The sequence below is a fragment of the Embleya sp. NBC_00896 genome (genome assembly GCF_045207785.1).
Classification (GTDB): domain Bacteria; phylum Actinomycetota; class Actinomycetes; order Streptomycetales; family Streptomycetaceae; genus Embleya.
The window spans coordinates 4,014,325-4,027,328 of record NZ_CP108776.1 but is presented as its reverse complement, the minus strand read 5'-3'; the positions used below and the strand labels follow the sequence as shown (position 1 = coordinate 4,027,328).

The following is a 13,004-nucleotide window of genomic DNA, read 5'->3' as shown; positions in this document are numbered from 1 at the left end:
GTGTGGATTTCTTTCGGGGCCCTGGTGCCGTACGGCGCCAGGGCCCCTCGACGCGTTGTCCCGAACGGAAGCGAATTCAAGGGAGGTGCCGATGGATCCGAGAAACCGGCTCGACTCCGGCCAGGGCCGACAGGCTCGACGACGACGACTACCCCGCCTACACGATGGGCCGGGCGGCCGCGCTGATCGGCGCTTCCCAGGGCTTCCTGCGCGCGATCGGCGAGGCTCGTCTGATCACCCCGCTGCGCTCCGAGGGCGGACATCGCCGTTACTCCCGTTACCAGTTGCGGATCGCCCAGCGCGCCCGTGAGCTCGTCGGCCAGGGCACCCCGATCGACGCCGCCTGCCGCATCGTGATCCTCAAGGATCAGCTGGAAGAGGCCCTGCGCCTGAACGCCGAACTGCGCGGCGCGGCCGAGACGCCGCCGGACGAGACGCAGCCGGACGAGAACCCCTGACCCGCGCTCGGACGTAGGGTACGGAAGAGTCGCCCCCGCTGTTTTCGGGGCCCGCACGATGTCAGGACGGGATGCCCGAGTGAAGCTCCTCTCGATCGGTGCGGCCATGACGAGGGGCCTGCTTCGGGCCAGTGCTCGTGCTTCTCTGGAGGATCTTCCGGACCTGATCGCCTCGCACGCCCGGCCCCTGGGCCTGCGCAGGCCGCTGATCTACCTCGTGGACGTGCAGCAGGAACTGCTCCGCCTCGTGCCCGGCCGGACGGCGGACGGGGGTACGGCGGAACGAACCCCCGAGCCGGAGCTGCGGGTGGACGCCACGCTGGCCGGTCGCGCGTTCCAGAGCGCCGAGCTCGTCGAGGCCCCGGCCGGCGCCGACGAGGCCGAACCCGAGGGTCCGCGGACGAGGAGCCTGTGGCTCCCCCTCATGGACGGCGCCGAACGCCTGGGCGTCCTGGGTCTGGAAACGGACGACGCCGAGGAAGGCGTCCTGGAGTACGCCCTCGACCTCGCCTCCCTCGTGGGTCTGCTGCTGGTGAGCAAGCGTGCGTACAGCGACTCCTACGAGCGTCTGGTCCGCACCCGGCCGATGGGACTCGCCGCCGAGATGCAGTGGACGCTGATGCCGCCGGGGTCCTTCGCCGGCGAACAGGTCACGGTCAGCGCCGCGTTGGAGCCCGCCTACGAGATGGGCGGCGACGCGTACGAGTACGCCGTCGACGGCACCACCACGCACCTGGGCGTCTTCGACGCCATGGGCCACGACACCGCCGCCGCCCTCACCGTCGCCCTCGCGTTGGCCGGTTGCCGCAGCAGCAGACGCCACGGGGTGGGCCTGGTGGAGACGAGCGAGGCGATCGAGGCCGCCCTCGTGGAGCAGTTCGGCCGCAGCCGCTACGCCACCGCGATCATCGCCGAACTCGACCTGCGCAGCGGCCGGTTGACCTGGGTCAACCGCGGCCACCACCCACCGGTACTCATCCGCAACGGCCAATGGGTCGCGACGCTGGAGCGCCCGCCCGCCCACCCGATGGGCACCGACATGGGCCTGCCCGTCAACCTCTACGACGAGCAGCTCGAACCCGGCGACTGGCTCCTGCTCTACACCGACGGCGTCACCGAGGCCCGCAACCCGCAAGGGGAGATCTTCGGCCTCGACCGGTTCGTCGACTTCGTCATCCGCCACATAGCGGACGGCCTGCCCGCGCCCGAGACCCTGCGCCGGCTCATCCGCACGATCCGCGAGTACCACCACGACCACCTCCAGGACGACGCCACGATCCTGCTCCTCCAATGGCACGGCGCCGCCGGCACCTGACCGGGGCGGACGCGCCGCGCCCCAGCCCCTCGCGACTCCGCGCGGGGGTGGGGTGGGGAGCGTCGTCGTGGGTTCGAACGGGGGTCAGGGTGCCGCGAGCGCTTCCGTCGGGGAGAGGCGGGCGGCACGCAGGGCGGGTACAGGCCGGCTGTGTGTCCGTGGCCTGTCGGGCGGCCGGCGCGTCCGAGGGGCGCGAGACCTTGACCTCGTTGCCGCCGCCGAGGCCCGGGCGGGTCGCCGGCCGGCGGTTAGACTTCGACGGCCCGGGTCTCGGCCGATTCCCGTCCCGCCGGGTCGTGTCGAACGAGGAAGTACGAAGGAAGTACCGCAATGCCGTCAGCCCCCGCCGAGTCGCGACGTTTCGCCCGCACACTCGGCGACCGACCGGCACCCGGGCGGATCGACGAGCGGCCGCCGTCGCAGACGACGACCCTGATCGCGCTGTTCCTGGTCGCGATCAACCTGCGCGCGGCGATCACCGACGTGCCACCGCTGCTGACCGCGATCCGCGCCGACCTCGGCCTGTCCGGCGCCGCCGCCGGCGTGCTGACCGCGATCCCCGTGGTGTCGATGGGCGTGTTCGCGCCGCTCGCGCATCGCGGCGCGGCTCGATACGGGTACGAGCGGACCGTCGCCGCGTCGGTGGCCGCGCTGCTCGTGGGCGTGCTGGTCCGGCTCGGCGGCGCCGCCCCGGTGCCGCTCTTCCTGGGCACGCTGATCGCCGGCGCCGGCATCGCGGTCCTGGGCGCGGCGCTGCCCGGCGTGGTCAAGACGCACTTCGCCGAGCGGGCCGGCGCGGTGACCGGCCTGTACAGCGCGGCGGTGGGCGTCGGCGCGGCCGGCGGCAGCGCGCTCGCGGTGCCGCTGTCGGACGGATTCGGCTCGTGGCAGCTCTCACTCGGCGTGGTCGCGGTGCCCGCCGTGCTCGGCCTGCTCGCGTGGGCACCGGTGATGCGCGGCACGAGGCCCGTGCCGGCGACTCCGAGCACCCCGACGGCGACCGGGCGCACCGGCGCGGACGCCTCGCCGTGGCGTCGGCCCGTGGCCTGGATCCTGGCGATCTTCCTGGTGATGCAGACCAGCTCGTACTACGGCGTCGTCGGCTGGGTGCCCGCGGCGTACGAGGAGCAGGGCTGGAGCGCCGGGCGCGCGGGCCTGCTGTTGTCCGTGTTCGGCCTCACCGGCATCGTCTCGGGCCTGGTGATCCCGCTGCTCGCGGACCGCTTCGCGGATCCAAGGCCGCTGTTCGCGGTCACCGTGGCGGGCGCGACGGTCGGCATGGGCCTGCTCGCGTTCGCGCCGAACCTCGCCCCGTGGCCCACGATCGCGCTCCTCGGTCTGACCCTCGGCGGGGCGTTCCCGCTCATGCTCGTGATGCTGGTGCGGTTCGCGCCGAGCCCGGCGGCGGCCGGCCGGCTGTCCGCGATGACGTTCGTGGTGGCGTACCCGATCGCGGCCGTGCTGCAGATCGTCTTCGGCGCGATCCACGACCTGACCGACGACTACACCATCGTGTTCGGCGTGCTGTTCGCGTTGACCGCGGTGGAACTCGCGGTCTCGCTGCTGTTGGATCCCAAACATGCCCGGCACACCTGACACCTCGTCCGCCACCTCGTCCGACGCTTCCGAGACGCCGTCCGAGGCGTTGCCCCGGACGGCGTCGCTGTCCGCGCTGCCGCCGCGTTTTCGCGCGGTCCCCTACGTGTACGCCCGGCATCCGCAGGCGGTCGCCGCCGGCGACCTGTCGGCGGGCGCGAACTGCCAGCTGTACGCGTACGCCTTCCTGGCCCACCACGGCCTGCACGTCCCGCCGCTGCGCTCGTCCGACCTGTGGGCCGACAATGCGGCAACCGTCACCGTTGCCGAGCCCGAGCCGCTCGACCTGCTCCTGTTCGACGGCGGTCCCCGGCCCGGCCTCGACGAGGGCTACGCGGCGCACATCGCGGTGCACCTGGGTCCCGATCGGGTGCTGCACCTGTGCCACGAGGTCGGCCTGCCGGCGATCTGGACCTACGGGGACTTCGCCGCGCGCCCGCGTTACGCGCGCCTGCTCGGGATCAAGCGCTGTCGGGCGATCCCGGAACACAACGGTGCCCTCGCGTAGTTGAATTGCCACATGTCCGCTCCCGAGAAAACCACGCCGAACGACACCCCGAGCAGCCCACCCGCGCCCGCCTGGGAACGCCGCTACCGCGCGGCCCGGATCGGCCTGCCGCGCTGGGCCGACCACGCGCCCGCGAAGTCCGTCTTCGTCTCCAACGCCTCGGGCACCTTCGAGGTGTACGCGTGGGACCGCGACACCGGCGCACAACGCCAGGTCACGGACCGGCCCAACGGCACCGCGTCGGCCCGGATCAGCCCGGACGGACAGTGGATCTGGTGGTTCGCCGACACCGACGGCGACGAATTCGGCGTCTGGATGCGCCAGCCCTTCACGGGCGGCCCCGACGAGGTCGCGGTCCCCGGGCTCGACCCGTCCTACCCGGGTGGGCTCGCCCTGGCCAACGACGGCACGGTCGTCGTCGGCCGGATGACCGACGACGAGGGCTCCTCGATCCACGTCGCGCGGCCGGGCGCCGAGCCGGTGACGGTGTACCGCCACACCGAGTCCGCGTGGCTGTCCGCTCTGTCCGAGGACGCCACCCACCTCGTGATCGCGCACAACGAGCACGGCGACGCGATGCACTCGTCGCTGCGCGTCCTGCGCCCCGACGGCACGCCCGTGGCCGACCTGCACGACGGCCCCGAGGGCGGCCGACCCGACTCGGACCTGTCCTCGATGGGCTTCTCCCCCGTCGCCGGCGACCAGCGGGTGCTGGTGATCCACCAGCGCCGCGGTCGCGACGAGCCGCTGATCTGGGAACCGGCGACGGGCGCCGAGTCGGAGATCGACCTCGGCCTGCCCGGCGACCTGTCCGCCGGCTGGTACCCGGACGGCGCCGCGCTGCTGATCGACCACGAGTACCAGGGGCGCTCCGAGCTCTACCGCTACGACCTCGCGACCAAGGAGCTCACCCGGATCGACACCCCGCCCGGCACCATCGGCAACGCGGGCGCGCGCCCCGACGGCAGCGTCGAGTACCACTGGTCCAGCGGTTCGACCCCGTCCGAGCTGCGCTCGACCACCGGCGACGTCGTGCTCACACCGCCCGGCGAGCGGCCGCCCGGTTCGGTCCCGGTCTCCGACGCGTGGGTCGAGGGCCCGGGCGGCACGGTGCACGCGTTGGTGTCCAAGCCGGTGGGCGAGGGCCCGTTCCCGACCGTGTTCGACATCCACGGCGGGCCGACCGCACACGACGGCGACCACTTCGCGCCGGACGTCGCGGCGTGGGTGGACCACGGGTTCGCGGTCGTCCGGGTCAACTACCGCGGCTCGACCGGCTACGGCAAGGACTGGACGGACGCGCTGCGCGTACGGATCGGCCTGATCGAGCTGGAGGACATCGGCGCGGTGCGCGCGTGGGCGGTCGAGTCGGGCCTGGCCGACCCCGCGCGGCTCGTGCTCTCGGGCGGCTCCTGGGGCGGCTACCTGACCCTGCTCGGCCTCGGCGTGCAGCCCGAGGCGTGGGCACTCGGGCTGGCGGCGGTCCCGGTCGCGGACTACGTCACGGCGTACCACGACGAGATGGACGTGCTGAAGGCGATGGACCGCACACTGCTGGGCGGCACCCCGGACGAGGTGCCCGAGCGCTGGGCGGCGTCCTCACCGCTGACCTACGTCGAGCAGGTCCGGGTGCCGGTGTACATCAGCGCCGGCGAGAACGACCCGCGCTGCCCGATCAAGCAGATCGAGAACTACGTCGAGCGCCTGGAACAACTCGGCAAGCCGCACGAGGTCTACCGCTTCGACGCCGGGCACGGCTCGCTCGTGGTCGAGGAGCGGATCCGGCAACTGCGCAAGGAGTTCGCATTCGTGGACAGCGTAATCGGCCTACCGGTCCGCAACCCGGCATAGCCGATAGGACGTCCTCAAACGCCGGACGGGCTGGTTTCAGCCCGTCCGGCGTTTGAGGACGAGCTTTTCAAGCCCGTCCGGCGCTTGAGGACAAAGCCACTCCAGCCCGTCCGGCGCTTGAGGACATGCGGGCCGCAGGCCGGCCAACCCGACAACCGCTTCCGCGCCGCCAAGTGTCAGCTTTTGACGCCCAGCTCCAAGAGCAGTTCCGCCTCCTGGGCCTCCCGCCTCTCATCGGCTTCGCGGCGAATCACCCGCCACCACAAAAACACCGCGGCGGCGGCGAAGACGAACCACTGCGCCGTGTACCCGAGGTTCTGCCACGCGCGCCCCGAAATGCCCCCGCCCCCGCTCTCCTTGGCCACCGGCATCGGCGCGAGCGCGGCCGAATCGGCCGTCGGGGTCTGCGCGGTCAGCGCGACGAAGCCGTCGGTGAGCGGATACGGCAGCACGTTGACGAGCTCGGGGGTACTGATCATCGAGATCTGGCCGGGCCGCAGGTCGTCGGCCCGGTCCGCGTCCGAGGTGTGCTCGGCCTCCGACCACTCCAGCCGCCCGGTGACCGTGACCGGTCCGACCGGCGGCGCGGGCGCGACCGTTCCCTCGACCCAACCGCGGTTGACCACCACGGCGGGCCCGCCGGGGACCAGGAGCGGGGTCACCACGTACGACCCGGAGCGGCCGGCCAACTTCCGCCCCGGCACGACCACCTGGCGCGCCGCGTCGTACGTCCCGGTGGCCGTCACGGACCGGCCCCGGTCGTCGCTCTCGACCTTGCCGGCGCCCGGCACGAGCTCACCGAGCGGGACCGTGGGCGCCGCGGACACCTTCTCCTCGGTGCCGCCGGCCTCCTTGTGCTCGCCGTAGCGGTGGAACTGCCACAAACCCAGGGCCGCGCACACCGGGACCGCGACGAGCACGATCACATGGAAGACCAGCCAGCGCGGCTGGAGCAGGAACCGGTACACCCCCCAAAGGTAACCGCCCGCCGACGGGCGCCGAGCGCGGGTGTCACCCCACGCGCGGGTGCTGCCCCGTCCGGTAGATGTCGGTGCGGTAGACGGTGCCGCCGCACGTGGGGGTCAACGTCACCCTGGCCACGTTGAAGTCGCCCGCGGCCAGCGCGTACCCGAGCGCGGGCACCGGCGCCTTCGGCGCGTCGGCGGCACAGGTGCCGTCGGCGCCCGGCGCCTGCGGCTGCCACGCGAACTGGAACTCGTACACCTGCCCGGACTTGAGCGTGATGCCCGACTCCGACGAGACCGGCTGCGGCAGCCTGGTCGCGGCGTCGCCCGCCACGTGCTGGACGACGGACACCTGCACCACCGGGTTGCCGGGCGGGGAGAACACCGTGACCACGCCGGGACCGGCGACCCGACAGTCCTTGCGCGCGTTGCTGCGGACCTGGAGCACGCCGTACGCCAGTCCGTCGGTGCCCACCGGCCCCAGGCGGGCGTCCTCGCCGAACAGCTCGTTGGTCAGGCAGGCGGGGACCGGCTTGGGCGGCGCCGGGGACTCGCTGGGCGGCGCGCTCGACGCGCTCGTCTGCGGCTGTCCCGTACCGGATCCGGCGTTCTGTCCGTTCGTCGGCGCGATGGAGCCGCCGGCCCCGGTGGTCGGTGCGCCGCTGTGGGTCGCCGGCGAGGAGTGCCCGGACGCGCCCGGGACCCCGGCGCTCATCCCGTCGTGTGCGGCCGGCGGCAGCTCGGTGGCGGCGTCGACCGGCGACGACGCGTTGACTCCGCCGAGTTTCGTCGAGGAGGGGTTGTCGCCCGAGTTCCCCGCCGTGCGCAGCACGGGTGTGGCCAGGAGCAGCGCCGCCGCGAGGGCGGCGGCGCCGAGCACCGCGACGCGTCGCTGTCGACGCCGCGCGGGCACGGCGACCCGTAGGCGGTCGAGCGCGTCCGACGCGGGGCGGACGTCGGCGACGGCCTCGTGCAGCCGCCGGCGTACCTCTTCCGCGAGGTCGTCGGGGTCGGGACCGAGGGTCCCCGGGTCGTTCGTCACGGCGTCTCCATCCGGGCCCGGAGGGCTTCCAGTCCGCGTGAGGCGTACGCCTTCACCGAGCCGACCGACAGCCCGAGTAGATCGGCCACCTGAGCCTCTGTCAGATCAGCGTAATAGCGCAGCACGATCACTTCCCGCTGCCGCCGTTGCAATTCCCGCAACGCCCTGACGAGAACGTCGCGTTCCAACACGTGCCGCGAACCGTCCTCGGTGCTCGTCGAGTGCGGCTCGGGCTTGGACAACAACCGCATGCCCATGATCCGGCGCCGGAGCGTGGACCGGGACAGATTCACCACGGTCTGTCGCAGGTAGGCCAGCGTCTTGTCGGCCTCACGCAACCGATGCCGGGCCGTGTGCACCCGTACGAACGCCTCCTGCACCACGTCCTCACACGAGTCGGTGTCGTCGAGCAACAGGGATGCCAGCCGCAACAACGAACCATAGTGGGCGCGGTAGGTCTCGGTGAGGACGTCGATGGACACCCCCGCGTCAGAGGACACGGAAACTCCCGGGACACCCGGATGCAGCGCACCGACCACGGGCATTCGGACCGGGCGCAGCACCGGTTCCGCCCTCACGACCATTTCTGCCACGACTGTTGGACACCCGACCCCCCGGGAAGGTTGTATACGCCTGCGATCCGGGGACGGTCGTCGGCTCATCCACACATCAGCCCACCGTAGTGGGCTCGGTGACGTGCAGTCAGCTGTTCGGGTCCGGGGAAGGTCCGCGCACGCACGGCAGCCGGTGTCCCCCGTCGGGAGACACCGGCTGCCACCGCGGTACTTGCGGTACTTGCGGTACTTGTTTCGGCTTCGGCTTCGGCGGCCTGTTACGGCCGGTCGTGGCCGTCCTGGTCGCGTTCGGCCAGTTCGGCCGCGACCACCTCGGCGATCTGGGCGGTGTTCAGCGCGGCGCCCTTGCGCAGGTTGTCGCCGCACATGAACATGTCCAGCGCGAACGGGTCGTCGAGCGACTGCCGCACCCGGCCGACCCAGGTCGGGTCGGTGCCGACCACGTCGGCGGGCGTCGGGAACTCGCCGTTCTCCGGGTCGTCGCACAGCACGACGCCGGGGGCGCCGTCGAGGATCTCGTGCGCCCGCGCGACGGACACCTCGTTCTCGAACACGGCGTGCACCGCGAGCGAGTGGGTGGTGATCACCGGGACGCGCACGCAGGTCGTGTGCACCTTCAGGTCGGGCAGCCCCAGGATCTTGCGGGACTCGTTGCGGACCTTGAGCTCCTCGGACGACCAGCCGCCGTCCTTGAGCGAGCCGGCCCACGGCACCACGTTGAGCGCCAGCGGAGCGGGGAACGGGCCGAAGTCGCCGACCGCGCGGCGCACGTCGCCGGGCTGGGTGCCCAGGGTCAGGCTGCCCGAGACCTTGCCGATCTGCTCGCGCAGCGCGTCGACGCCGGGCTGCCCGGCGCCGGACGCGGCCTGGTAGGAGGCCACCATGAGCTCCTTGAGACCGAGCTCGGCGTGCAGCGCGCCCAGGGCCACGACCATCGTCAGCGTCGTGCAGTTCGGGTTCGAGATGATCCCGCGCGGACGCTGGCGCGCCGCGGCGGCGTTCACCTCGGGCACCACGAGCGGGACGTCGGGGTCCATCCGGAACGCGCCGGAGTTGTCGACCGCGATCGCGCCCTTGGCCACGGCGATCGGCGCCCAGTGCGCGGAGACCTCGTCGGGCACGTCGAACATGGCGACGTCCACGCCCTCGAAGCACTCCTCGGTCAGCGCGACGACCTCGACCTCCTCGCCGCGCACGACGAGCTTCTTGCCCGCGGAGCGCGCGGACGCGACGAGTCGGATCTCGCCCCACACGTCCTGGCGGGTGGAGAGCAGTTCGAGCATCACCGTGCCGACCGCGCCGGTGGCGCCGACGACGGCCAGGGTGGGCTTGTCCTTGCGGGTCATCGGCCGGTACCTCCGTAGACGACGGCTTCGCCGGACTGGTCGTCCAGGCCGAACGCGGTGTGCACGGCCTGTACGGCGGCCGGGACGCCATCGGCGCGGCAGACCACCGAGATCCGGATCTCCGACGTGGAGATCAGCTCGATGTTCACCCCCGCGCTGTTGAGCGATTCGAAGAACTTGGCCGTGACGCCCGGGTGCGAGCGCATGCCGGCGCCGACGAGCGAGATCTTGCCGATCTGGTCGTCGTAGCGCAGCGACTCGAAGCCGATCTCGGCCTGGGCCTTGGTGAGGGCCGTCATGGCGGCCTGACCGTCGGACATGGGCAGCGTGAAGGTGATGTCGGTGCGACCCGTGGAGGCCGCGGAGACGTTCTGCACGATCATGTCGATGTTGATCTCGGTGTCCGCCACCAGCCGGAAGATCTTGGCGGCCTCGCCCGGCTTGTCCGGGACCCCGACCACCGTGATCTTGGCTTCGCTGGTGTCGTGGGCGACCCCGGAGATGATCGCGTGCTCCATGTCGTCCCCTTCGGGTTCATCCGTCACCCAAGTGCCGACGAGTCCCGAGAAGGACGACCGCACGTGCACGGGCATGTCGTAGCGGCGGGCGTACTCGACGCACCGCAGGTGCAGCACCTTGGATCCGCTCGCGGCCAGCTCCAGCATCTCCTGGTAGCTGATCCGGGAGATCTTCCGGGCCTTCTTCACCACACGGGGATCGGCGGTGAAGATGCCGTCCACGTCCGTGTAGATCTCGCAGACCTCGGCGTCGAGGGCGGCGGCGAGCGCGACGGCGGTGGTGTCCGAACCGCCGCGGCCGAGCGTGGTGATGTCCTTGGTGTCCTGGGACACACCCTGGAAGCCGGCCACGATCGCGATCGCGCCCTCGTCCAGCGCGGAGCGGATCCGACCGGGCGTCACATCGATGATGCGCGCTTTGTTGTGGACCGCGTCGGTGATCACACCGGCTTGACTGCCGGTGAACGACCGTGCGTCGACGCCCAGGTTTTTGATCGCCATCGCCAACAGCGCCATCGACATCCGCTCACCCGCGGTGAGCAGCATGTCGAGTTCGCGCCCGGAAGGGATGGGGCTCACCTGCTGCGCCAGATCGATCAGCTCATCCGTCGTGTCGCCCATCGCGGACACCACCACGACCACTTCGTGGCCCTGCTTCTTGGTGTCGACGATTCGCTTGGCCACGCGCTTGATGCCTTCGGCATCGGCGACGGAGGAGCCGCCGTACTTCTGCACGACAAGGCCCACGTGCGCTCCTCGCTTGATATCTGTGCGGTCGGCTCAGTCTAACTAGGCCGCACAGTGGTCAAAGCTCTATTCACATTGTGAGACGTATATATCACTAAACGGGCAGTCGGAACCGAACGCCCATCTCGGCTCCACGGAGCGCGATCGGTTCCGGCCCGGTCGGCGTGTCTCGAGGCCCTCGGGTCCCTTGGGGCCCTTGGGGCTCTCAGGGCCCTCGGAGCCCTCGGATCTCTCGGAGCTCGCGGGGGCGGATTCAGCTCTGCGGGCCGCCCAGTACGACGGCCTCGTCGAGCTGCTCGGCGAGCTCCTCGACCAACTCGTCGGCGAGCGCCTGTCCGGCCGGGTCCAGGCTCTCCATGATCGGATCGTCCAGACGGGCGTGCGAGACCACGGACTGCAACGCGCGCAGTACCGCGCTGGCCGTCGCACCCCAGTTGGACAGGTACGAGAACTGCCACCACCACAGCGCCTCGTGGCTGCGCCCGGCACGATGGTGGGCGAGCCCGTGCGCGAGGTCGGCGACGACGTCGGCGACGTCGTCCGACAGGCGCGCGGCGACCGGCTTGGACTTGGGCACGTACGGGTCGAAGACCTCGTAGTACACGTCGATCGGCTCGAGCAGCCGGGACAGCGCCGAGCGCAGCGCGTCGACGTCCGGGTCGGGGCCCGAGTCGGGCTCGAAGCGGTCGTCGGGCACCACGTCGGCGATCGCGCCGAGCCGGCCGCCCGCGAGCATCAATTGCGAGACCTCCAGGAGCAGCATCGACACCGCCTGCTCCGGCTCCTCGCCCTTGGCCACCTCGGTGACCGCCAGGACGAAGCTGTCGATCTGGTCGGCGATCTCTCTGGTGAATTCGTTCAGGTCGTCAGACATCGAGCAGTCGTCTCCCCTCGAAGGCACGCCCGAGCGTGACCTCGTCGGCGTACTCCAGGTCGCCCCCCACCGGCAGCCCGCTGGCCAACCGGGTCACTCGCAGACCCATCGGCTTGCACAGGCGAGCCAGATACGTCGCGGTCGCCTCTCCTTCCAGGTTCGGGTCGGTGGCCAGGATCAACTCGGTCACCGCGCCGTTCGCAAGGCGGGTCATCAGCTCACGGATCCGCAGGTCGTCGGGCCCCACGCCCTCGATCGGGCTGATCGCCCCGCCGAGCACGTGGTAGCGACCCCGGAACTCGCGGGTCTTCTCGATCGCCACGACATCCTTGGACTCCTCGACCACGCAGATGACCGCGACGTCGCGTCGCGGGTCGAGGCAGATTCGACACTGCTCCGATTCCGCCACGTTGCCGCATGTCACGCAGAACCGCACCTTGTCCTTGACCTCGGTGAGAGCGTGCACGAGGCGCCGGACGTCGGCCGGGTCGGCCGCCAGCAGGTGGAAGGCGATGCGCTGCGCGCTCTTCGGCCCTACACCGGGCAGTCGGCCCAGCTCGTCGATGAGGTCCTGTACGACGCCTTCGTACACCTACGGTCTCCCTGCTCGTCTTCGATCTCGGTGGGTTGTGCCGTCGGCCGGCCCCGGGTGGGTGCCGCCGCCGTGCCGGGCGCCCGGCTCACATCCCGGGCAGTCCCAGCGGGCCGCCACCGCCCATGCCCTGGGCCAGCGGACCCATGAGCTGGGACTGCATCTCCAGAGCGGCGCGGTTCGCGTCGCGGACCGCGGCGACGATGAGGTCGCCGAGAGTCTCCGTGTCCTCAGGATCCACCGCGGACGGCGAGATCTCCAGAGCCAGCAGCTCGCCGGCCCCGGACACGGTCGCGGTCACCAGGCCGCCGCCGGCGCTCCCGGTCACCTGGGTGCGCGCGAGTTCGTCCTGCGCGGCCATGAGGTCCTGCTGCATCTTCTGCGCCTGCTGCAGCAGCTGCTGCATGTCGGGCTGGCCACCACCGGGAAACACTGGACACCCTTCGTCGCTCGGACGCGGCCTCGCACCGCCTCGGGGCGGCGCGCTCGAACGCACCCGCCCTGCGGTCGAGCCTACGGCTCCGGGCGGGGCCGATGCGCGGTCGCGGCGCGCATCGGCGGAGCTCACGTGGTCGGCGACTCGTCGATGATCGTCGCGCCCAGCTCGCGGGCCAGGA

At 71.5% G+C, this 13,004-nt stretch carries 13 protein-coding genes; 5 read left to right on the top strand and 8 right to left on the bottom strand.

All coding sequences use genetic code 11. The features are described 5' to 3' along the window. Window positions 1–164 precede the first annotated feature (164 nt). The 5 genes from OG928_RS18360 (at window position 165) to OG928_RS18340 (ending at window position 5,728) form a co-directional block, all read left to right on the top strand. Window positions 165–458 carry a MerR family transcriptional regulator gene (locus tag OG928_RS18360; RefSeq protein ID WP_406284990.1) on the top strand — a complete coding sequence of 98 codons (294 nt, stop codon included), beginning with the start codon at window positions 165–167 and terminating at the stop codon, window positions 456–458. Between the two features lie 79 nt (window positions 459–537). Then, complete coding sequence (locus OG928_RS18355) at window positions 538–1,773, top strand: PP2C family protein-serine/threonine phosphatase (RefSeq protein WP_406284988.1); 1,236 nt, start codon at window positions 538–540, stop codon at window positions 1,771–1,773. 330 nt (window positions 1,774–2,103) lie between these two features. After that, window positions 2,104–3,369, top strand: a complete 1,266-nt coding sequence (locus OG928_RS18350; protein WP_406284985.1) for an MFS transporter — start codon at window positions 2,104–2,106, stop codon at window positions 3,367–3,369. Further along, window positions 3,353–3,877: a cell wall hydrolase gene (locus OG928_RS18345; protein ID WP_406284982.1), complete on the top strand. Its 525-nt coding sequence runs from the start codon at window positions 3,353–3,355 to the stop codon at window positions 3,875–3,877. The genes OG928_RS18350 and OG928_RS18345 overlap by 17 nt, the downstream gene beginning before the upstream one ends. A gap of 12 nt (window positions 3,878–3,889) precedes the next feature. Further along, entirely contained in the window at window positions 3,890–5,728 is a 1,839-nt protein-coding gene (locus tag OG928_RS18340) for a S9 family peptidase (RefSeq protein ID WP_406284980.1), read from the top strand. A gap of 176 nt (window positions 5,729–5,904) precedes the next feature. Here OG928_RS18340 and OG928_RS18335 read toward each other — a convergent pair whose 3' ends face one another. From OG928_RS18335 to OG928_RS18300, 8 genes are all read right to left on the bottom strand, one after another. Then, window positions 5,905–6,696 carry an SURF1 family protein gene (locus OG928_RS18335; protein WP_406284978.1) on the bottom strand — a complete coding sequence of 264 codons (792 nt, stop codon included), beginning with the start codon at window positions 6,694–6,696 and terminating at the stop codon, window positions 5,905–5,907. A 43-nt stretch (window positions 6,697–6,739) separates the two neighbouring features. Next, window positions 6,740–7,735 carry a hypothetical protein gene (locus OG928_RS18330; protein WP_406284975.1) on the bottom strand — a complete coding sequence of 332 codons (996 nt, stop codon included), beginning with the start codon at window positions 7,733–7,735 and terminating at the stop codon, window positions 6,740–6,742. Further along, window positions 7,732–8,319 carry a SigE family RNA polymerase sigma factor gene (locus tag OG928_RS18325; protein WP_406291059.1) on the bottom strand — a complete coding sequence of 196 codons (588 nt, stop codon included), beginning with the start codon at window positions 8,317–8,319 and terminating at the stop codon, window positions 7,732–7,734. The genes OG928_RS18330 and OG928_RS18325 overlap by 4 nt, the downstream gene beginning before the upstream one ends. Before the next feature lie 248 nt (window positions 8,320–8,567). After that, window positions 8,568–9,656 carry an aspartate-semialdehyde dehydrogenase gene (locus OG928_RS18320; RefSeq protein ID WP_406284973.1) on the bottom strand — a complete coding sequence of 363 codons (1,089 nt, stop codon included), beginning with the start codon at window positions 9,654–9,656 and terminating at the stop codon, window positions 8,568–8,570. Then, a complete protein-coding gene (locus tag OG928_RS18315) occupies window positions 9,653–10,921 on the bottom strand; it encodes an aspartate kinase (protein ID WP_406284971.1) in 1,269 nt (422 codons plus the stop codon). The genes OG928_RS18320 and OG928_RS18315 overlap by 4 nt, the downstream gene beginning before the upstream one ends. A 253-nt stretch (window positions 10,922–11,174) precedes the next feature. After that, the gene (locus OG928_RS18310; protein WP_406284969.1) at window positions 11,175–11,795 is read right to left on the bottom strand and encodes a DUF5063 domain-containing protein; all 621 of its coding nucleotides are present in this window, start codon (window positions 11,793–11,795) and stop codon (window positions 11,175–11,177) included. Then, window positions 11,788–12,387 carry a recombination mediator RecR gene (gene recR, locus OG928_RS18305; RefSeq protein ID WP_406284966.1) on the bottom strand — a complete coding sequence of 200 codons (600 nt, stop codon included), beginning with the start codon at window positions 12,385–12,387 and terminating at the stop codon, window positions 11,788–11,790. The genes OG928_RS18310 and recR overlap by 8 nt, the downstream gene beginning before the upstream one ends. 88 nt (window positions 12,388–12,475) lie before the next feature. After that, complete coding sequence (locus tag OG928_RS18300) at window positions 12,476–12,820, bottom strand: YbaB/EbfC family nucleoid-associated protein (protein ID WP_020554881.1); 345 nt, start codon at window positions 12,818–12,820, stop codon at window positions 12,476–12,478. Window positions 12,821–13,004 lie beyond the last annotated feature (184 nt).